The following is a 21,758-nucleotide window of genomic DNA, read 5'->3' as shown; positions in this document are numbered from 1 at the left end:
AATGTGATCCTCCTATACTGCCGCCAGGTCTCCGGATTACCCTGAAGTAGGAGCACCCAGCGTTATAAATGCGCGCCGTTTGAGCACAGAGGATGTTGATGTTTGAGCGCGTGACGTGTAAGGGTTTTAGGCTCTTAACGCTGTCTGATCCCCGCCCAGGCCCGGAGGAAGGAAAATAATAAGAGCTGTGTGGGCAAATACGTGAAAAAACAACGACCTGTCAACTTGGATCTGCAAACGATCCGGTTCCCCGTAACTGCGATAGCGTCTATCTTACACCGAGTCTCTGGCGTAATTACCTTCGTTGCCGTGGGTATCCTCCTCTGGCTGCTGGGCCTGTCACTCTCTTCCCAAGAGGGGTTCCTGCAGGCGGCCGCCATCATGAATAGCTTCATCGTCAAATTCATATTCTGGGGCATCCTCACGGCGCTGGCCTATCACATTTGCGGTGGCATCCGTCACTTGTTAATGGATTTTGGCTACATCGAAGAGAGTTTGGCCGCCGGCACCCGTTCCGCCCAGGTGGCGATCGGTCTGACCGTCGTGCTGTCAGTTCTGGCTGGAGTCCTCGTATGGTAAACAACGTTTCTGCATTAGGGCGCAACGGCGTGCACGATTGGCTGCTGCTGCGCGCTTCCGCTATCATCATTACCCTGTACGTCCTGTATATCCTGGGCTTTTTCGTCACGGCTCCGGAACTCACTTATGACATCTGGCGCGGTTTCTTCGCCACTTCCATTACGAAAGTGTTCACTCTGCTGACCCTGCTGTCGATTCTGGTGCACGCCTGGATCGGGCTGTGGCAGGTGCTGACGGACTACGTCAAGCCGCTGGCGGTTCGCCTGGTGTTGCAGCTGGCTGTCGTGGTCGCGTTGCTGGTCTATTTACTGTACGGAACAATCGTAGTGTGGGGTGCTTAAATGAAACTGCCAGTCAGAGAGTTTGATGCCGTCGTAATCGGCGCCGGCGGTGCGGGCATGCGTGCCGCGCTGCAAATTTCCCAAGCGGGCTCGACCTGTGCCCTGCTGTCCAAAGTTTTCCCGACCCGTTCCCATACCGTGTCCGCACAGGGCGGAATCACCGTCGCGCTCGGCAACAGCCACGAGGACAACTGGGAATGGCATATGTACGACACGGTGAAAGGTTCCGACTATATCGGTGACCAGGACGCCATCGAATATATGTGTAAAACCGGCCCGGAAGCGATTCTGGAACTGGAACACATGGGTCTGCCGTTCTCTCGTCTGGACGACGGCCGCATCTATCAGCGCCCGTTCGGCGGCCAGTCGCTGAACTTCGGCGGCGAGCAGGCGGCGCGTACCGCAGCCGCAGCCGACCGTACCGGCCATGCGCTGCTGCACACCCTGTATCAACAGAACCTGAAAAACCACACTACCATCTTCTCCGAGTGGTATGCGCTTGATCTGGTGAAAAACCAGGACGGCGCGGTGGTCGGCACCACGGCTATCTGCATCGAAACCGGTGAAGTGGTTTATTTCAAAGCCAAGGCCACCGTGCTGGCGACCGGCGGCGCTGGCCGCATTTACCAGTCCACCACCAACGCTCACATCAACACCGGCGACGGTGTCGGCATGGCGCTGCGCGCCGGCGTGCCGGTGCAGGACATGGAAATGTGGCAGTTCCACCCGACCGGCATCGCCGGCGCGGGCGTGCTGGTGACCGAAGGCTGCCGCGGCGAAGGCGGCTACCTGCTGAACAAGCACGGCGAGCGCTTCATGGAGCGTTATGCGCCGAACGCCAAAGATCTGGCGGGCCGCGACGTGGTTGCCCGTTCGATCATGATCGAAATCCGCGAAGGCCGCGGTTGCGACGGTCCTTGGGGCCCGCACGCCAAGCTGAAGCTGGATCACCTGGGTAAAGAGGTGCTGGAATCCCGTCTGCCGGGCATTCTGGAACTGTCCCGCACCTTCGCGCACGTCGATCCGGTGAAAGAGCCGATCCCGGTTATCCCAACCTGTCACTATATGATGGGCGGCATTCCGACCAAGGTGACCGGCCAGGCGCTGACCGTGAACGAGAAAGGCGAAGACGTGGTGATCCCGGGGTTGTTCGCCGTGGGCGAAATCGCCTGCGTATCGGTGCACGGCGCCAACCGTCTGGGCGGCAACTCGCTGCTCGACCTGGTGGTGTTCGGCCGTTCCGCCGGCATGCACCTGCAGGAATCGCTGGAAGAGCAGGGCGTGAGCCGTGACGCCAGCGACTCCGACGTGGAAGCCTCGCTGGACCGTCTGAACCGTTGGAACAACACCCGTTCCGGCGAAGACCCGGTCGAAATTCGCAAAGCGCTGCAGTCTTGCATGCAGCACAACTTCTCGGTATTCCGCGAAGGCGATGCGATGGCCAAGGGCCTGGAAGAACTGAAAGTGATCCGTGAACGTTTGAAGAACGCACGCCTGGACGATACCTCCAGCGAGTTCAACACCCAGCGCATCGAATGCCTGGAGTTGGATAACCTGATGGAGACCGCGTATTCCACCGCCGTGTCGGCCAACTTCCGTACCGAGAGCCGTGGCGCGCACAGCCGCTTCGACTACCCGGAACGCGATGACGCCAACTGGCTGTGCCATTCGCTGTATCTGCCGCAATCGGAAAGCATGACGCGCCGCGAAGTGAACATGCAACCGAAGCTGCGCCCGGCATTCCCGCCGAAAGTGCGTTCTTACTAATTGCGGAGATCGACAGATGAAACTCGAATTTTCCATTTATCGCTACAACCCGGATGTCGATGACGCGCCGCACATGCAGGATTACACCCTGGAAGCGGAAGAAGGTCGCGACATGATGCTGCTGGATGCGTTGATCCAGCTGAAAGAAAAAGACCCGACCCTGTCATTCCGTCGCTCATGCCGCGAAGGCGTGTGCGGTTCCGACGGCCTGAACATGAACGGTAAAAACGGCCTGGCGTGCATCACTCCTGTTTCGTCGCTGCGCAAAGGCAACGGCAAGATCGTGATCCGTCCGCTGCCGGGCCTGCCGGTGGTGCGCGATCTGGTGGTGGATATGGGCCAGTTCTATACCCAATATGAAAAGATCAAGCCATACCTGTTGAACGACGGCAAGAACCCGCCGGCGCGCGAGCACCTGCAGTCGCCGGAGCAGCGCGCCAAGCTGGACGGTCTGTACGAGTGCATCCTGTGCGCCTGCTGTTCGACCTCTTGCCCATCGTTCTGGTGGAACCCGGACAAGTTCATCGGCCCGGCCGGTCTGTTGGCGGCGTATCGCTTCCTGATCGACAGCCGTGACACGGAAACGCAAGAACGTTTAGATGATCTGGACGACGCTTTTAGTGTTTTCCGCTGCCATAGCATTATGAATTGTGTCAGTGTATGTCCTAAAGGCTTGAACCCGACGCGTGCGATCGGGCATATCAAGTCCATGCTGCTGCAACGCGGCGCATAAACGGAATGAGATGCTGCGCCGGGCTCTTTTCCGGCGCACGTCCCATAGGGGAGGGAACCTCTAAAAACTGACCCGCGGCTGCGGCGCTATGCAGCCTGGTTCTTCCGCCGGTTTTTAGAGGTTCCTTGTAAGGGACCGCAAGGTCCATAACAGAACGTATCGGGCCGACATGGCCGCAAGTACGTCGAGTGAACCGTTTTACGGCAAACCGTATTCATCACGGTAATTATGTTAACCACGGCGAAAACTAAAGCTTCAAAGCTTAAGGGATCATGATGCAGAACGGCGCAATGAAGGCCTGGCTGGATTCCTCCTATCTGGCGGGCGCGAACCAGTCTTACATAGAGCAGCTCTATGAAGACTTCTTAACCGATCCGGGTTCCGTTGAAGATAGCTGGCGTTCCATTTTTCAACAGCTACCAACCGCGGGTGTCAAACCCGATCAGCTTCACTCTCAAACGCGCGATTACTTCCGCCGCCTGGCGAAAGACTCCGCGCGCTACAACACCACCATCACCGATCCGGAAACCGACGCCAAACAGGTCAAGGTACTGCAGCTGATCAACGCCTTCCGCTTCCGCGGGCATCAGCATGCCAACCTCGATCCGCTCGGCCTGTGGCAGCGCGAGCAAGTTCCTGACCTTGATCCCGCTTACCACAACCTGACCGAAGCCGATTTCCAGGAAACCTTCAACGTGGGCTCTTTCGCCATCGGCAAAGAAACCATGAAGCTGGGCGATCTGTACGCCGCGCTGAAGCAGACCTATTGCGGGTCGATCGGCGCTGAGTACATGCACATCACCAACACCGAAGAGAAACGCTGGATCCAGCAGCGCATCGAGTCGGTGGTGGGGCGCGCCAGCTTTACCGCCGACGAAAAACGCCGTTTCCTGAACGAGCTGACCGCGGCGGAGGGCCTGGAGCGCTACCTGGGCGCCAAATTCCCGGGCGCCAAACGCTTCTCGCTGGAAGGCGGCGACGCGCTGGTGCCGATGCTCAAAGAGATGGTGCGCCACGCCGGCAAGAACGGCACGCGCGAAGTGGTGTTGGGCATGGCCCACCGCGGCCGTCTGAACGTGCTGATCAACGTGCTGGGCAAAAAGCCGGCCGATCTGTTCGACGAATTCGCCGGCAAGCATAAAGAACACCTCGGCACCGGTGACGTGAAATATCACCAGGGCTTCTCCTCCGACGTGGAAACCGAAGGCGGCATGGTTCACCTGGCGCTGGCGTTCAACCCGTCGCACCTGGAGATCGTCAGCCCGGTGGTCATGGGGTCGGTTCGCGCCCGTCGCGATCGTCTGGACGAAGCGCGCAGCAACATGGTGCTGCCGATCACCATCCACGGCGACGCCGCCATTACCGGCCAGGGCGTGGTTCAGGAAACCCTGAACATGTCTCAGGCTCGCGGCTACGAAGTGGGCGGCACCGTGCGCATCGTCATCAACAACCAGGTTGGCTTCACCACCTCCAACCCGCTGGATGCGCGCTCTACCGAATATTGCACCGACATCGCCAAAATGGTTCAGGCACCGATCTTCCACGTTAACGCGGACGATCCAGAAGCCGTGGCCTTCGTCACTCGCCTGGCGTTGGATTTCCGTAACACCTTTAAGCGTGACGTGATGATCGATCTGGTCTGCTACCGTCGCCATGGGCACAACGAGGCCGATGAGCCGAGCGCCACCCAGCCGGTGATGTATCAGAAGATCAAGAAACACCCTACGCCGCGCAAAATCTACGCTGACGTTCTGACCGAACAGAAAGTGGCCAGCCTGGAAGATGCCACGGAAATGGTCAACCTGTATCGTGATGCGCTCGACCGCGGCGATTGTGTGGTTGAAGAATGGCGTCCGATGAATCTGCACTCCTTCACCTGGTCGCCGTACCTGAACCACGAGTGGGACGAAGAGTACCCGAGCAAGGTTGAGATGAAGCGCCTGCAGGAGCTGGGCCGCCGCATCAGCACCGTGCCGGAAGCGATCGAAATGCAGTCGCGCGTGGCGAAAATCTACGCGGACCGCGCCGAGATGGCCGCAGGCAACAAGCCGTTCGACTGGGGCGCCGCCGAAACGCTGGCCTACGCCACCATGGCGGATGAAGGCATTCCCATCCGCATCTCCGGCGAAGACGCCGGCCGCGGCACCTTCTTCCACCGTCACGCGGTGGTGCACAACCAGAAAAACGGTTCGGTCTATGTTCCGCTGGCGAACATCCACAGCGGCCAGGGCGAATTCAAGGTCTGGGACTCCGTGCTGTCTGAAGAGGCGGTGCTGGCGTTCGAATACGGCTACGCCACGGCGGAACCGCGCACGCTGACCATCTGGGAAGCGCAGTTCGGCGACTTCGCCAACGGTGCGCAGGTTGTTATCGACCAGTTCATCAGCTCCGGCGAGCAAAAATGGGGCCGTATGTGCGGCCTGGTGATGCTGCTGCCGCACGGTTATGAAGGCCAGGGCCCTGAGCACTCCTCCGCGCGTCTGGAACGTTATCTGCAGCTGTGCGCTGAGCAGAACATGCAGGTGTGCGTCCCGTCTACGCCGGCGCAGGTTTACCATATGCTGCGTCGTCAGGCGCTGCGCGGTATGCGCCGTCCGTTGGTGGTGATGTCGCCGAAGTCGCTGCTGCGTCATCCGCTGGCGATTTCTTCGCTGGACGAGCTGGCCAACGGCACCTTCCTGCCGGCGATCGGCGAGATCGACGACTTGGATCCGAAAGCGGTCAAGCGCGTCGTGCTGTGCTCCGGCAAGGTCTACTACGACCTGCTGGAACAGCGTCGCAAGAACGAGCAGAAAGACGTGGCCATCGTGCGCATCGAGCAGCTGTATCCGTTCCCGCATCAGGCCGTGCAGGCCGTGCTGGAGCAATACTCGCACGTGCATGATTTCGTCTGGTGTCAGGAAGAGCCGCTGAACCAGGGCGCCTGGTACTGCAGCCAACACAACTTCCGTGAAGTGGTGCCGTTCGGGGCTTCTTTACGTTACGCAGGACGTCCGGCCTCCGCTTCTCCGGCGGTGGGCTATATGTCCGTACACCAGAAGCAGCAGCAGGCTCTGGTGAACGACGCGCTGAATATTGACTAATGTTCGCTCGCTTGCCGGCCGAGGGGCCGGCAAGCAGATGATAAAAAACTTAAGGGAAAGCTAAATGAGTAGCGTAGATATTCTGGTTCCTGACCTTCCTGAATCGGTTGCCGATGCGACCGTAGCCACCTGGCACAAAAAACCGGGCGACAGCGTGCAGCGTGATGAAGTCCTGGTTGAAATCGAAACCGACAAAGTGGTGTTGGAAGTGCCGGCCAGTGAAGCGGGCATTCTCGATGCTATCGTGGAAGAAGAGGGCGCGACCGTGCTGTCTCGCCAGCTGCTCGGCCGCATTCGCCCAGGCGACAGCTCCGGCAAACCGACCGCCGAGAAGAGCCAGGAGAAAGAGTCCACGCCTGCACAGCGCGCGACCGCGAGCCTGGAAGAAGAAAGCAATGACGCGCTCAGCCCGGCGATTCGCCGCCTGATCGCCGAACATGACCTCGATGCCGGCGCCATCAAAGGCACCGGCGTGGGTGGCCGCATCACCCGTGAAGACGTGGAAGCGCACCTGGCCAAAGGCGGCGCTGCCGCCAAACCGGCCGCCGCCGCTGAAGCCGCACCGCAGCCGGCTCTGGCCGGCCGCAGCGAAAAACGCGTGCCGATGACCCGCCTGCGCAAACGCGTCGCCGAGCGTCTGCTGGAAGCGAAGAACAGCACCGCGATGCTGACCACCTTCAACGAAATCAACATGCAGCCGATCATGGATCTGCGCAAGCAGTACGGCGAAGCCTTCGAGAAACGCCACGGCGTGCGTCTGGGCTTCATGTCCTTCTACATCAAGGCGGTGGTTGAAGCGCTGAAGCGCTTCCCGGAAGTGAACGCGTCTATCGACGGTTCCGACGTGGTTTACCACAACTACTTCGACATCAGCATCGCGGTTTCTACCCCGCGCGGCCTGGTGACGCCGGTACTGCGCGATGTAGACGCCATGAGCATGGCTGACATCGAGAAGAAAATCAAAGAGCTGGCCGTTAAGGGCCGCGACGGCAAACTGACCGTGGAAGAGCTGACCGGCGGTAACTTCACCATTACCAACGGCGGCGTATTCGGCTCGCTGATGTCCACCCCGATCATCAACCCGCCGCAGAGCGCCATCCTGGGCATGCACGCCATCAAAGATCGCCCAATGGCGGTCAATGGTCAGGTGGTGATCCAGCCGATGATGTATCTGGCGCTGTCTTATGACCACCGCCTGATCGACGGTAAAGAATCCGTCGGTTATCTGGTGACGGTCAAAGAGATGCTGGAAGATCCGGCTCGTCTGCTGCTGGACGTCTAGTAACCCTTGCCGGGCGCGGCGTGCCGCGCCCGCACTCTGTGCTATGTGGCCGGAAAACCATGCGGTTTACCGCGTAATAATGGTCCGGCTAAAAACCTTCAGAACTGAATGGATAGAACATCATGAATTTACACGAATATCAGGCAAAACAGCTGTTTGCTCGGTATGGCATGCCGGCACCGACCGGTTACGCCTGTACCACTCCGCGTGAAGCAGAAGAAGCCGCATCCAAAATCGGCTCCGGCCCGTGGGTGGTGAAATGTCAGGTTCATGCTGGCGGCCGCGGTAAAGCGGGCGGCGTTAAAGTCGTCAACAGCAAAGAAGATATCCGTGCTTTCGCGGAAGCCTGGTTGGGCAAGCGTCTGGTGACTTACCAGACTGACGCGCTGGGCCAGCCGGTTAACCAGATCCTGGTTGAAGCGGCGACCGACATCGATAAAGAACTGTACCTGGGCGCCGTCGTAGACCGCGCGACCCGTCGCATCGTATTCATGGCGTCTACCGAAGGCGGCGTGGAAATCGAGAAAGTGGCGGAAGAAACCCCAGAACTGATCCACAAAATGACCATCGATCCGCTGGCGGGTCCACAGCCTTATCAGGGCCGTGAGCTGGCCTTCAAACTGGGCCTGACCGGCAAGCAAGTCAGCCAGTTCGCCAAGATCTTCATGGGCCTGGCGACGCTGTTCCTGGAGCGCGACCTGGCGATGGTTGAGATCAACCCGCTGGTGATCACCAAGCAGGGCGATCTGGTGTGCCTGGACGGCAAACTGGGCGCCGACGGCAACGCCCTGTTCCGTCAGCCTGAACTGCGTGAAATGCGTGACCCTTCTCAGGAAGACGAGCGTGAATCCCGTGCGGCCCAGTGGGAGCTGAACTACGTTGCCCTCGACGGCAACATCGGCTGCATGGTGAACGGCGCCGGTCTGGCGATGGGCACCATGGACATCGTTAAACTGCACGGCGGTGAACCGGCCAACTTCCTGGACGTAGGCGGCGGCGCGACCAAAGAGCGCGTGACCGAAGCGTTCAAAATCATCCTGTCCGACGACAAGGTGAAAGCGGTTCTGGTTAACATCTTCGGTGGTATCGTACGTTGCGATCTGATCGCCGACGGCATCATCGGCGCAGTGGCTGAAGTGGGCGTTAACGTCCCGGTCGTGGTGCGCCTGGAAGGGAACAACGCCGAACTGGGCGCCAAGAAACTGGCGGACAGCGGCCTGAATATCATTGCTGCGACCAGCCTGACTGATGCGGCTCAGCAAGTTGTTGCAGCAGTGGAGGGTAAATAATGTCCATCTTAATCGATAAAAACACCAAAGTAATTTGCCAGGGCTTCACCGGTAGCCAGGGGACTTTCCACTCCGAACAAGCTATCGCTTACGGCACCAAAATGGTTGGCGGCGTCACCCCAGGCAAAGGCGGCACTCAGCACCTGGGGCTGCCGGTGTTCAACACCGTGCGCGAAGCGGTTGAAGCGACCGGCGCGACGGCCTCTGTCATCTACGTTCCAGCGCCGTTCTGCAAAGACTCCATTCTGGAAGCGATCGATGCCGGCATCAAACTGATCATCACCATCACCGAAGGCATCCCGACCCTGGACATGCTGACCGTGAAAGTGAAGCTGGACGAAGCCGGCGTGCGCATGATCGGGCCGAACTGCCCTGGCGTGATCACCCCGGGCGAGTGCAAAATCGGCATCATGCCTGGCCACATCCATCTGCCGGGCAAAGTGGGCATCGTTTCCCGCTCCGGCACCCTGACCTATGAAGCGGTGAAACAAACCACCGATGCCGGTCTGGGCCAGTCCACCTGTGTGGGCATCGGCGGCGACCCGATCCCGGGCTCCAACTTCATCGATATCCTGAAGATGTTCCAACAGGATCCGCAGACCGAAGCGATCGTGATGATCGGTGAGATCGGCGGCAGCGCTGAAGAAGAAGCGGCGGCTTACATCAAAGAACACGTCACCAAACCGGTTGTCGGCTACATCGCCGGCGTGACCGCGCCGAAAGGCAAGCGTATGGGCCACGCAGGCGCCATCATCGCCGGCGGCAAAGGCACGGCGGACGAGAAGTTTGCTGCGCTGGAAGCGGCGGGCGTGAAAACCGTCCGCAGCCTGGCGGACATCGGCGATGCGGTAAAAGCGGTGCTGAAGCGCTAAGAACCTAGTACGAAATAACAATATCTCGACATGTTTGGCCACCCATTGGGTGGCCTTTTTTATGGGCGAAACTCAGAAACCGTTGAGCGCCTTGATCAGCGCGATCCGATCCTGCAGGCGGCGCTGCTGCACCGGATCCGCGGCGGCTTGCCGCTGCTGCTCCAGCGAGGCGAGGGCGGCGCGGTAATCGTCGGCGTTGCGGAACAGCGCGTCTTTGACGTTGATCGAGGCGACGTTGGTGTAGCGGCCATCGTCGGTGGTCGGCACCTGAATAACGCCTTCATTCAGCAGCCGTTTAACGATCGCCCGCTGCGGTTCGTATCCCTCCATGCCGATCAGTTTCCAGCGCTGCGGCGGCACGCCCTGGTATTGGCCGTGTTTCACTTCCGTCAGGTAGCGCAGGGCCAGGTGGCGAATGGTACCTTCTTCTTCACCGTACTGCGCTTTGCTGTCGAACAGCACCGGGAAGGATTGCCCTTCCAGCGCGCCGCCCTTTTGCGTCAGGTGGCCCATGCGGTAACTGTTCATGCCCAGACGGATCGGCATATCGTCCGTGACCGGCGTGCCGTCCGCCAGGCGCAGATCGACGATGCGCGAACCGGCGGGTTGGCGCAGATCAATGGTGTAAGTGACGCCATCGAAGAAATCGTTGGTGGAATATTTGGACGAACGCCGCGCCGGGTTAAAGCTGTAGGTGACGTCGCCCGGCTGCAGCTGATTGAAGTAGCCGGCGGACCACTCCATGTAGCGTTTAAGCGCTTTACCGTTAAGCTGATAAACGGTGATCTCGCCGCCGGCGTATTGGTAGTTAAAGGCGATATCCTTGGCCTTGATGTCGCCGACGTCCAGTTTGGCGCGATCGTTGTCGATCTGCAGGGCGATCACCTGCGCCAGCGGTGCGTAGTGACGGGCGGCCTGCTGGAACAGCGCGCTGATGCCGGTATCCTGCACGTGTACCTGAGGAATGCCGCGGAACTCGTCGGCAGGCACCAGATCGCTGCCGCTCAGCTTCGCCACCACCCGGTTGGCGTTGGCGCGCAAAATGTCATGATACGGCTGGTAGAGAGCCTGCATGGCGCTGTCGGGCGTCAGCCCTTTGATCGGGTAGGTGTAGCTGTTTTTATCGATCAGCGTGAATTTGCCGTCGCGGCGTTCAAATTGCAGATCGATGCGTGACAGCGCGCGGCCGTATTTGTCCGGTTCGGTGATGATGACGCCGTTGACCACCGCCTTGTCGATCTTCACATGCATGTGGCCGGCGACGATCGCCGCCAGTTCCGGGTTGGCGTTGGCAATGTCGGCCACGCCGGTGCCCGGGCGCTGGTTCTCGTTGTCGATGCCCATATGCGCCACCAGTACGATGGCATCGACCTGGCCGTCGATTTGTTTGATGACCTGTTTCACCGCCTGCACCGGATCGGTGAAGTTCAGCCCCTTGATACGATCGGTGCCCTTGGCGAATTCAGCGGTCATCGGCGTGTCCATGCCGATAATGCCGATCTTCACGCCCTGGCGTTCGAGGATGGTGTAGGCCGGCAGATAAGGCTTGCCGTTGTCCCAGACGATGTTGCCCGCCAGCGCCGCGCCCTTGAACTGCTTGAGCGGGGTGGCCAGCACCGGCAGGCCGAAGTCGAACTCGTGATTGCCCATCACCCAGACGTCGTAATTGAGTGCATTGAGGCCCAGCATCATCGGGCTGACGGCCTCATGCTTGAAGGTTTCAACGAAGTTGCCCTGAATAGTGTCGCCGGCGTCCACCAGGATCAGGTTAGGCTGCTCGGCGCGCACCTTTTTGACCTGAGTGGCTATCTGGCTCAGGCTGCCCGCCAGGTTTTCCGTGTCGCTGGCGTAGTCCCAGGGCACGAAGGTGCCGTGCAGATCGGAGGTGCCCAGCAGGGTGATGTTTACCGTTTCGGCGGCCATGGCGTTTCCCGAGAGTCCCAAGACAGAGGCAAAGATGATTTTTTTCATAACTTATTGTCACTCAATGGAATTTTAACATAAGTGGTCATTTTGCTACAAAATCGCAACCTTTACGATCCCATCGCGAGAAATAGACTAATATTGGAGAGAGATTTGTTGTTTTGTGACTGCAATCACTGTCACGGCTTAATGGAAATAAAAGGTTAATTATGTCGCAGAATAAGCGCGTAATAATACAATGGCGGCTCTTTTAAATTACATTTATTTAACACAAAAATATCATTAAAAAACAATTAAACCATTGCGCAACATGCCCTCAAGAAAAATAGGCGAAATGTGCTGATGAATATGGAAATAATATGCGGATAGGCTTAAATTGTCTCAGATCAAATTAGCCCGAAGCACCTCTTTCGGCTAAGATTTGACCTGTAACCAAAAGTCCAACCCACGTCACGTAAAAACCTATTTATTGTGTGGGATTGGACGAGTATCATCCATGTTGTGATTATGGATGGTTGATCTTGTTGCATTTGTTACCCGTTGTCGGTTTTCAGTGGCGTGCTTGTCGGCGGCCCGAGGGGCTATTGGCCGAGTGTGCGGTTGAAAGCGGAGAAGCTGGATCAAATTTGTTGTGTTTAAGGGCATTCACTGCGGGGCGTTACTGGCGGCTTTGAAAGAAGTATGCCGATAACCGCGTGTCGGAGTCTTCCTGCGAGGAGCAAGGAGTCAAGATGTTTGATATTGTCGAACTGTCGCGCTTACAGTTTGCTTTAACGGCGATGTACCATTTCTTATTTGTCCCATTAACGCTCGGTATGGCGTTCTTGCTGGCAATTATGGAAACGGTATATGTCCTGTCTGGCAAACAAATCTATAAAGACATGACCAAATTCTGGGGAAAGTTATTTGCGATTAACTTTGCTCTGGGTGTGGCCACCGGTTTGACCATGGAGTTCCAGTTCGGGACTAACTGGTCGTATTTCTCTCACTACGTCGGCGATATCTTCGGGGCCCCACTGGCCATCGAAGGTCTGATGGCGTTCTTCCTTGAATCGACGCTGGTCGGCCTGTTCTTCTTCGGCTGGGATCGTCTGAGCAAGGTGCAGCACATGGCGGTAACCTGGTTCGTGGCCCTCGGCTCAAACCTGTCCGCGCTGTGGATCCTGGTCGCCAACGGCTGGATGCAGAACCCGATCGCGTCGGATTTCAACTTCGAAACCATGCGCATGGAGATGGTCAGCTTCTCCGAGCTGGTGCTTAACCCGGTTGCGCAGGTGAAATTCGTTCACACCGTGGCTGCAGGCTACACCACCGGCGCCATGTTCGTGCTGGGCATCAGCGCTTACTACCTGCTGAAGGGCCGCGACATCGCTTTCGCCAAACGTTCCTTCGCCATCGCCGCCAGCTTCGGCATGGCTGCTGTGCTGTCGGTGATCGTGCTGGGTGACGAATCCGGTTACGAAATGGGCGACGTACAGAAAACCAAACTGGCCGCCATCGAAGCGGAGTGGGATACCCAGCCGGCGCCGGCGTCCTTCACCCTGTTCGGCATTCCCGATCAGGACAAGATGGAAAACTCCTTCTCTATTCAGATCCCGTATGCGCTTGGCCTGATCGCCACGCGTTCCACCGACACGCAGGTCACTGGCCTGAAAGATCTGCTGGCGCAACATGAAGTGCGTATCCGCAACGGCATGAAAGCCTACCAGCTGCTGGAAGAGCTGCGCGGCGGCAATACCGATCCTGCGGTGCGTGCGGAATTCAACAAAACCAAGCAAGACCTGGGCTACGGCATGCTGCTGAAGCGTTATACCCCGAACGTCAGCGACGCGACGGAAGCGCAGATCCAGCAGGCGACCAAGGACTCCATTCCACGCGTGGCGCCGCTGTACTTCGCCTTCCGCATCATGGTGGCCTGTGGCGTGCTGATGCTGCTGATTATTGGCCTGTCCTTCCTGAGCGTGGTGCGCGGCCGCATCGGCCAGAAGAAATGGCTGTTGCGTGCGGCGCTGTATGGCCTGCCGCTGCCGTGGATCGCGGTGGAAGCCGGCTGGTTCGTGGCGGAATACGGCCGTCAACCGTGGGCGATTGGTGAGGTGCTGCCGACCGCAGTCGCCAACTCTTCGCTGACCGCGGGCGACATTCTGTTCTCGATGGGGCTGATTTGCGGCTTGTACACCCTGTTCCTGGTGGCTGAAATGTACCTGATGTTCAAGTTTGCGCGTCTGGGTCCAAGCAGCCTGAAAACCGGCCGCTACCACTTTGAACAACCGACTGCCGCCGTGCAGGAAGCGCGCTAAACAGGAGTCCACGTATGTTTGACTATGAAGTACTGCGATTTATCTGGTGGGTGCTGGTTGGCGTACTGCTGATCGGCTTCGCCGTCACCGACGGTTTCGACATGGGCGTCGGCATCCTGGTGCGCATCATCGGTAAAACCGATACCGAGCGCCGGGTGATGATCAACTCCATCGCCCCGCACTGGGACGGTAACCAGGTGTGGCTGATCACCGCCGGCGGCGCGCTGTTCGCCGCCTGGCCGATGGTCTACGCAGCGGCCTTCTCGGGCTTCTACGTCGCCATGATCCTGGTGCTGGCGGCCTTGTTCTTCCGCCCGGTCGGTTTTGACTACCGTTCCAAGCTGGAGAGCAGCCGCTGGCGCAACATGTGGGACTGGGGCATCTTCATCGGTTCCTTCGTGCCTGCGTTGGTATTCGGCGTGGCGTTCGGCAACCTGCTGCAGGGCGTGCCGTTCCATGTGGACGAATACCTGCGTCTGTTCTACACCGGCAACTTCTTCCAGCTGCTGAATCCGTTCGGTTTGTTGGCGGGCGTGGTCAGTCTGACCATGCTGGTCACTCAGGGCGCGACCTACCTGCAGATGCGCACCACCGGCGAGATCCACCTGCGGTCACGCGCCGCAGCGCAGATCGCGACGCTGATCATGGCGGTATGCTTCCTGCTGGCGGGTGTATGGCTGGTGAAAGGCATCGACGGCTACGTGATCACTTCGGCGCTGGACACCATGGCGGAATCCAACCCGCTGCGTAAAGAAGTGGCGCATCAGGCCGGCGCATGGCTGATCAACTTCAACAAGTATCCGCTGCTGTGGGCATTGCCTGCACTGGGCGTGGTGCTGCCGTTGTTCACCATCCTGTTCTCGCGTCTGGAGAAAGGCGCGCTGGCGTTCGTCACTTCGTCGCTGACCATCGCCTGCGTCATCCTCACCGCCGGGGTCACCATGTTCCCGTTCGTGATGCCGTCCAGCACCGTGCCTAACGTCAGCCTGACCATGTGGGACGCGACGTCGAGCCTCTTGACGCTGAAAGTGATGACCGTCGTGGCGGCGATTTTCGTGCCTATCGTTTTGGCGTACACCAGCTGGTCGTACTACAAAATGTTCGGTCGCCTCGACAAGAACTACATCGAAAACAACAAGCATTCGCTGTACTAAGGATAAGGAGCTAAACCATGTGGTATTTTGCCTGGATTCTCGGAACGCTTCTTGCCTGCGCCTTCGGCATCATCACGGCGCTGGCGCTTGAGCAGAGCGAAGCGACCAAAGCTCAGCAAGACGGTAAGTAATGAGCTCGTCCGTGATTGACAAGCTGTACGCTGTCACCGACAAGGGCCCGGTTCGGGCCCTTTCCCTGGTGCTGGCGTTGATTTTGGCGGGGTGCGTGTTCTGGGATCCGACGCGTTTCGCCGCCAAAACCAGCTCGCTGGAGATTTGGGAAGGGCTGTTGCTGATTTGGGCAGTGTGCGCCGGAGTGATCCACGGTTTCGGATTCCGCCCGCAGCGCAGCGTCTGGCGCGCTTTTTTCGCGCCGCTTCCTGCAATTGTGATCTTGTGCGCAGGATTACTTTACGTTTCTTTATAATCTCCCTGATGTCCCCACGTTATGGGCCCTCACGGCCCATAATTATTTTCATTCCCATCTTGTAACCCATTCCCAACCCGATCCGTCTTGCGTATAGTAGCAGCGTTAAATTGCATTGCTGGGAAGTAGAGTGAGTAATACGTTGTTTCGATGGCCGGTTCGCGTTTACTACGAGGATACCGATGCCAGTGGTGTGGTCTATCACGCCCGCTACGTCGCCTTTTTTGAAAGAGCGCGCACAGAGATGCTGCGTCAGCACAACTTTCATCAACAGCAGCTGCTCAGTGAACAAGTCGCTTTTGTCGTCCGGCGCATGACGGTGGATTATCTGGCTCCGGCTCGTCTCGACGAGCAACTGGAGGTCCAGAGTGAAATCACCTCTCTGCGCGGGGCTTCTCTCACGTTTGCTCAACGCATTGTCAATTCTGACGGGGCCCTACTGAGCCAGGCAGATGTCCTGATTGCCTGTATTGATCCACACCAAATGAAGCCAAGAGCGCTTCCTAAGTCTATTGTCGCGGAGTTTAAGCAGTGACTGACATGAACATCCTAGATTTATTCTTGAAGGCGAGCCTGCTGGTTAAGCTTATCATGTTGATTTTGATATGCTTCTCGGTAGCCTCCTGGGCGATCATCATTCAGCGCACCCGCATCCTCAATGCGGCGACGCGTGACGCCGAAGCCTTTGAAGACAAATTCTGGTCCGGTATCGAGCTTTCCCGTCTGTACCAGGAAAGTCAGGCGCGTCGCGATAGCCTGACCGGTTCCGAGCAGATCTTCCATTCCGGGTTCAAAGAGTTCGCCCGCCTGCACCGCGCCAACAACCATGCGCCGGAGTCGGTGATCGAAGGGGCGTCGCGCGCGATGCGCATTTCGATGAACCGCGAGCTGGAAACGCTGGAAACCCATATTCCGTTCCTCGGCACCGTCGGTTCGATCAGCCCGTACATCGGCCTGTTCGGCACCGTGTGGGGGATCATGCATGCCTTTATCGCGCTGGGCGCGGTGAAGCAAGCCACGCTGCAGATGGTGGCGCCGGGTATCGCCGAAGCGCTGATCGCCACCGCGATCGGTCTGTTCGCCGCCATCCCGGCGGTTATGGCCTATAACCGTCTCAACCAGCGCGTCAACAAGCTTGAGCAGAATTACGACAACTTTATGGAAGAGTTCACCGCTATTCTGCATCGTCAGGCCTTCTCCAGCGACAGCAAATAAGTAGGAGGTAGCATGGCGAGAGTACGTGGACGTAGTCGGCGTGAGCTGAAGTCCGAAATTAACATCGTTCCGCTGCTCGACGTGTTGCTGGTGCTGCTGCTGATTTTTATGGCAACCGCGCCAATCATCACGCAGAGCGTGGAGGTTGACCTGCCGGACGCCACCGATTCCAAGACGGTGTCCAGCGATGATAATCCGCCGGTGATCCTCGAGGTTTCCGGCGTAGGTCAATACACCCTGGTGGTGGATCACAACCGTATGGAGCTGCTGCCGCCTGAGCAAGTCGCGGCCGAAGCCAAGTCGCGTTTGGCGGCTAACCCGAAAACGGTCTTTTTGATCGGCGGTGCGAAGGAAGTCCCTTACGATGAGATTATCAAGGCATTGAATATTCTCCATCAGGCGGGCGTGGCTTCCGTGGGGCTGATGACCCAGCCGATCTGACCGTAAGGCCAACGGCAACCCGGTTCCTGCGCTGCGGCCCAGGAACCCCGTATAAGCAACACCAGTTTTTGGGAATCTATTTTGGTAAAGGCAACTGAGCAAAACGATAAGCTGAACCGCGCCGTTATTGTTTCGGTCGTTCTGCACTTCATACTGATTGCCCTGCTGATTTGGGGATCGCTGCAGGAAAAGGTCGACATGGGCGCCGGCGGCGGCGGTGATGGCACCGTGGTGGGCGCGGTGATGGTCGATCCCGGCGCGGTGGTGGAGCAGTACAACCGCCAGCAGCAGCAGAGCAACGATGCGCAGCGTGCCGAAAAGCAGCGCCAGAAAAAAGCGGAGCAACAGGCCGAAGAGCTTCAGCAGAAGCAGGCGGAGCAGCAGCAGCGCCTGAAAGAGCTGGAGAAAGAGCGTTTGGCGGCGCAGGAGAAAGCCGCGCAGGACGCCAAGGCGCAGGCTGAGCAACAGCAGAAGGCGGCGGAGCAGCAAAAACAGGCCGCCGAGCAGCAAAAAGCGGCGGAAGCCGCCGCAGCCAAAGCCAAAGAACAACAGAAGGTCGCCGAAGCCGCTGCCGCCAAGGCGAAGGCCGAAGCGGACAAGGTCGCCAAGGCGCAGGCGGAAGCCCAGAAGAAAGCCGAAGCGGAAGCCAAGAAAGAAGCGGCCGCTGCCGCCGCCGCCAAGAAACAGGCGGAAGAGGCGAAGAAAGCCGCAGCCGCCGCGGCAGAAAAGAAAGCCGCAGAGGCCGCGGAGAAGAAAGCGGCCGCTGAAGCTGAGAAAAAAGCCGCAGCGGAAGCCGAGAAGAAGGCTGCCGCCGAGGCAGAGAAGAAAGCGGCCGCCGCTGAGAAAGCTGCGGCAGCCAAGAAAGCCGCTGCAGAGAAGAAAAAAGCCGCCGCCGAGGCTGCGAAGCAGTCGGCGGAAGTTGATGACCTGTTTGGCGGCCTGGCGGATGGCAAGAACGCGCCGAAAGGCGGCGGTGCCAAATCGAAGGGCGACGGTAAACCGGCCGGGCAGGGCAATGCCAAAACGGCTGGCGCCAGCGGGGCGGATATCAGCGGTTATATGGGGCAGATCCAAGGGGCGATTCAGAGCAAATTCTATGACGCCAGTTCGTTCGCCGGCAAAACCTGCGACCTGCGTATCAAGCTGGCGCCGGACGGCCTGCTGATAAGTGTACAAGCGGCGGGCGGCGATCCTGCTTTGTGTCAGGCCGCGGTCTCTGCCGCCAAGTTGGCGCATATACCGAAGCCGCCGAGCGATGCCGTTTATCAGCACTTTAAGAATTCTATCCTTGAATTCAAACCGCAATAACGGTTGATTGAGTGAGTAATATCACAGGGATGTACTAAGGTAACCAACAGGGATTATGTAGTTTTGCGTAAGTTGGTTTGTTAAAATTCTGCTAATTTATCGCAGGCATCCCGCCTGGATAAGGGAGATGAGATGAAGCAGGCATTTCGAGTAGCGCTAGGTTTTTTAATTCTGTGGGCGTCCGTGCTGCACGCGGAAGTTCGCATTGAAATCACCCAAGGGGTCGACTCCGCTCGCCCGATTGGCGTGGTGCCGTTTAAATGGGCGGGCCCAGGCACGCCGCCGGAAGATATCGGCAAGATTGTCGGCGCGGATCTGCGCAACAGCGGCAAATTCAACCCGATCGACGTGGCGCGCATGCCGCAGCAACCGACCTCCGCGTCTGAAGTGACGCCGGCGGCCTGGACTGCATTGGGCATCGACGCCGTGGTGGTCGGCCAGGTTCAACCTGGCGCCGACGGCAGCTACCTGATTTCCTACCAACTGGTGGACACCTCGGGTTCGCCGGGCACCGTCTTGGCGCAGAACCAGTATAAAGTGACCAAACAGTGGTTGCGTTATTCTGCCCATACAGCCAGCGACGAAGTGTTCGAGAAGCTGACCGGCATCAAGGGCGCGTTCCGCACCCGTATCGCCTACGTGGTGCAGACCAACGGCGGGAAATTCCCGTACGAGCTGCGCGTAGCGGATTACGACGGTTACAACCAGTTCACGGTGCACCGTTCGCCTGAGCCGCTGATGTCGCCGGCCTGGTCGCCGGACGGCAGCAAACTGGCTTACGTGACCTTCGAGAGCGGCCGCTCTGCGCTGGTGGTGCAGACCCTGGCTAACGGCGCTATCCGCCAGATCGCCTCGTTCCCGCGCCACAACGGTGCGCCGGCGTTCTCGCCGGACGGCAGCAAGCTGGCCTTCGCGCTGTCCAAGAGCGGCAGCCTGAACCTGTACGTGATGAACCTCGGCTCCGGCCAGATCACGCAGCTGACCGATGGCCGCAACAACAACACCGAACCGACCTGGTTCCCGGATGGCCAGTCGCTGGCGTTTACCTCCGACCAGGGCGGGCGTCCGCAGATTTATAAAATCAGCGCCAGCGGCGGTGCCGCGCAGCGTCTGACGTGGGAAGGCTCTCAGAACCAGGATTCTGAAGTCAGCTCCGACGGTAAATTCCTGGTGATGGTGAGCACCAACAGTGGTGCACAACACATCGCCAAACAAGATCTTGGATCGGGCGCCGTTCAGGTTTTGACCGGCACCTTCCTGGATGAAACGCCTAGTATTGCGCCAAACGGCACCATGGTGATCTATAGCTCCACGCAAGGTATGGGCTCCGTGCTGCAGTTGGTGTCAACTGATGGGCGTTTCAAAGCGCGTCTTCCGGCAACTGATGGACAGGTCAAATTCCCTGCCTGGTCGCCGTATCTGTGATGCATGTGTAAATATGTATGGCAAACTATAAAAGGATCAAAGAAATGCAACTGAACAAAGTGCTGAAAGGGCTTCTGCTGGCACTGCCAGTTCTGGCTGTAGCAGCTTGTAGTTCTAACAAAAGCGCGAACAACGACCAATCTGGTATGGGCGCTGGCGCCGGCACTGGTATGGAAAACGGCAGCAGCAACCTGTCTTCCGAAGAACAAGCTCGTCTGCAGATGCAAGAACTGCAGAAGAACAACATCGTTTACTTCGGCCTGGACAAGTATGACGTAAGCTCCGAATTCGCTCAGATGCTGGACGCGCACGCTGCATTCCTGCGTAACAACCCGTCTTACAAAGTGACCGTTGAAGGCCACGCTGACGAACGCGGCACGCCGGAATACAACATCGCTCTGGGTGAGCGTCGTGCTAACGCCGTTAAAATGTACCTGCAAGGTAAAGGCGTTTCCGCTGACCAGATCTCTATCGTTTCTTACGGTAAAGAAAAACCAGCAGTACTGGGCCACGACGAAGCGGCTTATGCTAAAAACCGTCGTGCCGTTCTGGTTTACTAAGAGAATCGCATGAACAGTAACTTCAGACGTCACCTGTTGAGTCTGTCGTTACTGGTTGGCGTAGCGGCCCCTTGGGCCGCTACTGCCCAAGCGCCAATCAGTAATGTCGGCTCCGGCTCGGTCGAAGACCGTGTCACCTCGCTTGAGCGCATCAGCAATGCTCAAGGCCAGCTTTTAAACCAACTCCAGCAGCAACTCTCTGACAATCAACGCGACATTGATTCTCTCCGTGGGCAAATCCAGGAAAGCCAGTATCAGTTGAATCAGGTCGTTGAACGCCAGAAGCAAATCTATCAACAGATGGATAGCCTCAGCCAGGGCGGCGCTCAGAGCGCCTCTGCGGCAGCGGGCGCTGCCGGCGGGGCAGCCGCAGGCGCATCTTCCGATGCGGGCAGCAGCGCGCCTGCAGCCGCTTCTGCAACGCCGAGTGGCGGTGATGAGAACAGTGACTACAACGCCGCTGTTTCTCTGGCGCTGGAAAAAAAACAGTATGATCAGGCGATTTCCGCCTTTCAGTCCTTCGTAAAACAGTACCCGAAGTCTACTTACCAGCCCAACGCCAACTATTGGCTGGGTCAGTTGTTCTACAACAAGGGTAAAAAAGACGATGCGGCCTATTATTTTGCGGTGGTGGTGAAGAATTACGCTAAATCACCGAAGGCGCCGGACGCCATGTACAAGGTGGGTATCATCATGCAGGAAAAAGGGCAGGCTGATAAAGCCAAGGCCGTGTTCCAGCAGGTGATTAAACAATACCCAACCAGTGCGGCGGCCAAGCAGGCGAAAAGTCGCGTAGGCGGTTAACGGTTAGAAAAATGAGCCCAGAAGTTAGTCGATTTGACCGATTTCTGGGCTCATTCGCGTGAAGAACAAGCAGTTGAACGCATCAGTAAAAAATTTAGGTTGCGCTGCCAAGATAAATTAGTAATATATGCCGCCGTTGCCAAGACATCTTGCAAGATGTTAAAGCGGCAGGGAAATTGGGTCGTTAGCTCAGTTGGTAGAGCAGTTGACTTTTAATCAATTGGTCGCAGGTTCGAATCCTGCACGACCCACCAA

The 21,758-nt window shown here is 58.1% G+C and carries 20 protein-coding genes and 1 tRNA gene; 20 read left to right on the top strand and 1 reads right to left on the bottom strand.

Features of this window, described 5'->3' with window-relative positions:
* Window positions 1-189 precede the first annotated feature (189 nt).
* From sdhC to sucD, 8 genes are all read left to right on the top strand, one after another.
* Entirely contained in the window at window positions 190-579 is a 390-nt protein-coding gene (gene sdhC / locus AC2CGQ_RS19080; RefSeq protein WP_004939893.1) for a succinate dehydrogenase cytochrome b556 subunit, read from the top strand.
* Window positions 573-920, top strand: a complete 348-nt coding sequence (gene sdhD / locus AC2CGQ_RS19075) for a succinate dehydrogenase membrane anchor subunit (RefSeq protein WP_004939891.1) — start codon at window positions 573-575, stop codon at window positions 918-920. Before sdhC ends, sdhD begins: the two co-directional genes overlap by 7 nt.
* Window positions 921-2,687: a succinate dehydrogenase flavoprotein subunit gene (sdhA, locus tag AC2CGQ_RS19070; RefSeq protein WP_015376974.1), complete on the top strand. Its 1,767-nt coding sequence runs from the start codon at window positions 921-923 to the stop codon at window positions 2,685-2,687.
* Between the two features lie 16 nt (window positions 2,688-2,703).
* Window positions 2,704-3,420, top strand: a complete 717-nt coding sequence (locus AC2CGQ_RS19065) for a succinate dehydrogenase iron-sulfur subunit (RefSeq protein WP_015376975.1) — start codon at window positions 2,704-2,706, stop codon at window positions 3,418-3,420.
* A gap of 275 nt (window positions 3,421-3,695) precedes the next feature.
* Window positions 3,696-6,503: a 2-oxoglutarate dehydrogenase E1 component gene (gene sucA, locus AC2CGQ_RS19060; RefSeq protein WP_015376976.1), complete on the top strand. Its 2,808-nt coding sequence runs from the start codon at window positions 3,696-3,698 to the stop codon at window positions 6,501-6,503.
* A 64-nt stretch (window positions 6,504-6,567) separates the two neighbouring features.
* Window positions 6,568-7,785 carry a 2-oxoglutarate dehydrogenase complex dihydrolipoyllysine-residue succinyltransferase gene (odhB, locus tag AC2CGQ_RS19055; RefSeq protein WP_015376977.1) on the top strand — a complete coding sequence of 406 codons (1,218 nt, stop codon included), beginning with the start codon at window positions 6,568-6,570 and terminating at the stop codon, window positions 7,783-7,785.
* Window positions 7,786-7,907: 122 nt separating this feature from the next.
* Complete coding sequence (gene sucC / locus AC2CGQ_RS19050) at window positions 7,908-9,074, top strand: ADP-forming succinate--CoA ligase subunit beta (RefSeq protein WP_015376978.1); 1,167 nt, start codon at window positions 7,908-7,910, stop codon at window positions 9,072-9,074.
* On the top strand, window positions 9,074-9,946 hold the full coding sequence (gene sucD / locus AC2CGQ_RS19045) for a succinate--CoA ligase subunit alpha (protein WP_004939878.1): 873 nt from the start codon (window positions 9,074-9,076) through the stop codon (window positions 9,944-9,946). The genes sucC and sucD overlap by 1 nt, the downstream gene beginning before the upstream one ends.
* 72 nt (window positions 9,947-10,018) lie before the next feature.
* Here the strand turns inward: sucD and AC2CGQ_RS19040 are convergent, their stop codons facing one another.
* Window positions 10,019-11,917 carry a 5'-nucleotidase C-terminal domain-containing protein gene (locus AC2CGQ_RS19040; RefSeq protein WP_197798641.1) on the bottom strand — a complete coding sequence of 633 codons (1,899 nt, stop codon included), beginning with the start codon at window positions 11,915-11,917 and terminating at the stop codon, window positions 10,019-10,021.
* A gap of 683 nt (window positions 11,918-12,600) precedes the next feature.
* Between AC2CGQ_RS19040 and cydA the strand changes: the two genes are divergently transcribed.
* The 12 genes from cydA (at window position 12,601) to AC2CGQ_RS18980 (ending at window position 21,757) form a co-directional block, all read left to right on the top strand.
* A complete protein-coding gene (gene cydA / locus AC2CGQ_RS19035) occupies window positions 12,601-14,169 on the top strand; it encodes a cytochrome ubiquinol oxidase subunit I (RefSeq protein ID WP_004939873.1) in 1,569 nt (522 codons plus the stop codon).
* Window positions 14,170-14,183: 14 nt separating this feature from the next.
* Window positions 14,184-15,323: a cytochrome d ubiquinol oxidase subunit II gene (cydB, locus tag AC2CGQ_RS19030; RefSeq protein WP_015376980.1), complete on the top strand. Its 1,140-nt coding sequence runs from the start codon at window positions 14,184-14,186 to the stop codon at window positions 15,321-15,323.
* Between the two features lie 17 nt (window positions 15,324-15,340).
* Entirely contained in the window at window positions 15,341-15,454 is a 114-nt protein-coding gene (gene cydX, locus AC2CGQ_RS19025) for a cytochrome bd-I oxidase subunit CydX (protein WP_004939868.1), read from the top strand.
* Window positions 15,454-15,750 carry a cyd operon protein YbgE gene (gene ybgE / locus AC2CGQ_RS19020; RefSeq protein WP_004939866.1) on the top strand — a complete coding sequence of 99 codons (297 nt, stop codon included), beginning with the start codon at window positions 15,454-15,456 and terminating at the stop codon, window positions 15,748-15,750. The genes cydX and ybgE overlap by 1 nt, the downstream gene beginning before the upstream one ends.
* A 130-nt stretch (window positions 15,751-15,880) precedes the next feature.
* Window positions 15,881-16,285, top strand: coding sequence for a tol-pal system-associated acyl-CoA thioesterase (gene ybgC, locus AC2CGQ_RS19015; RefSeq protein WP_004939863.1), 405 nt, complete (start codon window positions 15,881-15,883; stop codon window positions 16,283-16,285).
* Entirely contained in the window at window positions 16,282-16,965 is a 684-nt protein-coding gene (gene tolQ, locus AC2CGQ_RS19010) for a Tol-Pal system protein TolQ (RefSeq protein ID WP_004939862.1), read from the top strand. Before ybgC ends, tolQ begins: the two co-directional genes overlap by 4 nt.
* A gap of 12 nt (window positions 16,966-16,977) precedes the next feature.
* Complete coding sequence (tolR, locus tag AC2CGQ_RS19005; RefSeq protein ID WP_004939859.1) at window positions 16,978-17,406, top strand: colicin uptake protein TolR; 429 nt, start codon at window positions 16,978-16,980, stop codon at window positions 17,404-17,406.
* An 81-nt stretch (window positions 17,407-17,487) separates the two neighbouring features.
* Entirely contained in the window at window positions 17,488-18,714 is a 1,227-nt protein-coding gene (tolA, locus tag AC2CGQ_RS19000; protein ID WP_060558797.1) for a cell envelope integrity protein TolA, read from the top strand.
* A 132-nt stretch (window positions 18,715-18,846) separates the two neighbouring features.
* On the top strand, window positions 18,847-20,139 hold the full coding sequence (gene tolB / locus AC2CGQ_RS18995) for a Tol-Pal system beta propeller repeat protein TolB (RefSeq protein ID WP_004939856.1): 1,293 nt from the start codon (window positions 18,847-18,849) through the stop codon (window positions 20,137-20,139).
* 44 nt (window positions 20,140-20,183) lie between these two features.
* Complete coding sequence (gene pal / locus AC2CGQ_RS18990; RefSeq protein ID WP_004939853.1) at window positions 20,184-20,699, top strand: peptidoglycan-associated lipoprotein Pal; 516 nt, start codon at window positions 20,184-20,186, stop codon at window positions 20,697-20,699.
* Between the two features lie 9 nt (window positions 20,700-20,708).
* Window positions 20,709-21,503, top strand: a complete 795-nt coding sequence (cpoB, locus tag AC2CGQ_RS18985) for a cell division protein CpoB (protein ID WP_004939852.1) — start codon at window positions 20,709-20,711, stop codon at window positions 21,501-21,503.
* Between the two features lie 178 nt (window positions 21,504-21,681).
* Window positions 21,682-21,757: transfer RNA gene (locus AC2CGQ_RS18980), tRNA-Lys, on the top strand.
* Window position 21,758: the final 1 nt, after the last annotated feature.

It is taken from the genome of Serratia sp. DFXYC6, from assembly GCF_057196085.1.
Note: the sequence above shows the minus strand (reverse complement) of the source record. Positions and strands in the feature narration are given on the sequence as shown.

Excerpts from the sequence above, each read along its gene's own strand:
- ybgE (WP_004939866.1), top strand. The coding sequence starts at position 15,454 with ATGAGCTCGTCCGTGATTGACAAGCTGTACGCTGTCACCGACAAGGGC.
- tolR (WP_004939859.1), top strand. The coding sequence starts at position 16,978 with ATGGCGAGAGTACGTGGACGTAGTCGGCGTGAGCTGAAGTCCGAAATT.
- cpoB (WP_004939852.1), top strand. The coding sequence starts at position 20,709 with ATGAACAGTAACTTCAGACGTCACCTGTTGAGTCTGTCGTTACTGGTT.
- AC2CGQ_RS19040 (WP_197798641.1), bottom strand. The coding sequence starts at position 11,917 with ATGAAAAAAATCATCTTTGCCTCTGTCTTGGGACTCTCGGGAAACGCC.
- sucA (WP_015376976.1), top strand. The coding sequence starts at position 3,696 with ATGCAGAACGGCGCAATGAAGGCCTGGCTGGATTCCTCCTATCTGGCG.
- odhB (WP_015376977.1), top strand. The coding sequence starts at position 6,568 with ATGAGTAGCGTAGATATTCTGGTTCCTGACCTTCCTGAATCGGTTGCC.
- sdhA (WP_015376974.1), top strand. The coding sequence starts at position 921 with ATGAAACTGCCAGTCAGAGAGTTTGATGCCGTCGTAATCGGCGCCGGC.
- cydX (WP_004939868.1), top strand. The coding sequence starts at position 15,341 with ATGTGGTATTTTGCCTGGATTCTCGGAACGCTTCTTGCCTGCGCCTTC.
- tolB (WP_004939856.1), top strand. The coding sequence starts at position 18,847 with ATGAAGCAGGCATTTCGAGTAGCGCTAGGTTTTTTAATTCTGTGGGCG.
- cydB (WP_015376980.1), top strand. The coding sequence starts at position 14,184 with ATGTTTGACTATGAAGTACTGCGATTTATCTGGTGGGTGCTGGTTGGC.
- AC2CGQ_RS19065 (WP_015376975.1), top strand. The coding sequence starts at position 2,704 with ATGAAACTCGAATTTTCCATTTATCGCTACAACCCGGATGTCGATGAC.
- sdhD (WP_004939891.1), top strand. The coding sequence starts at position 573 with ATGGTAAACAACGTTTCTGCATTAGGGCGCAACGGCGTGCACGATTGG.
- pal (WP_004939853.1), top strand. The coding sequence starts at position 20,184 with ATGCAACTGAACAAAGTGCTGAAAGGGCTTCTGCTGGCACTGCCAGTT.
- sucC (WP_015376978.1), top strand. The coding sequence starts at position 7,908 with ATGAATTTACACGAATATCAGGCAAAACAGCTGTTTGCTCGGTATGGC.
- sucD (WP_004939878.1), top strand. The coding sequence starts at position 9,074 with ATGTCCATCTTAATCGATAAAAACACCAAAGTAATTTGCCAGGGCTTC.
- cydA (WP_004939873.1), top strand. The coding sequence starts at position 12,601 with ATGTTTGATATTGTCGAACTGTCGCGCTTACAGTTTGCTTTAACGGCG.